Consider the following 402-nt stretch of genomic DNA (forward strand, 5'->3'; position numbering starts at 1 on the left):
AACCCAAGCTTTCTGAACGTCAGCAAAAAGAGCTTCGCCGGATGTATGATACCGGCGATTACTCCATCAGCGATCTTTCAGAACTGTTTTCTATTTCTCGGCCAACTGTCTATCGAACTCTCAGCAGAACAGCCTCAACGTTCTTGTTGGGTTCACTCTAAGCGTACGTAAAGTACACTTTCGTGTCGTGACCCCTATTTGAACGAGGCGTTGCGCTGGATTCAGGAGCGGCACGGCAAGGACAACGTGATCGCTGCCATCATTCACCGGGACGAAAAAACGCCGCACCTGTCGGCCTACGTGGTGCCAAAAGACCCCGATACAGGCCGCCTGAATTGCCGCCGGTTCCTCGGTGGTGCCAAGGCCCTGAACGAGATGCAGACCGACTTTGCGCGAGTTGTG

At 53.7% G+C, this 402-nt stretch carries 2 protein-coding genes; both read left to right on the forward strand.

Going from position 1 to position 402, the window contains the following annotated elements; all coding sequences use genetic code 11:
- The coding region (locus KP705_RS18590) for a helix-turn-helix domain-containing protein (RefSeq protein ID WP_215765378.1) at positions 1-161 on the forward strand (161 nt) is incomplete at its 5' end.
- A 37-nt stretch (positions 162-198) separates the two neighbouring features.
- Positions 199-402: plasmid recombination protein (locus KP705_RS18595; protein ID WP_215765377.1), on the forward strand; the 204-nt coding region annotated here is incomplete at its 3' end.

It is taken from the genome of Gluconobacter sp. P1D12_c (assembly GCF_018812105.1).
In the GTDB taxonomy this organism is placed as follows: Bacteria; Pseudomonadota; Alphaproteobacteria; order Acetobacterales; family Acetobacteraceae; genus Gluconobacter; species Gluconobacter oxydans_A.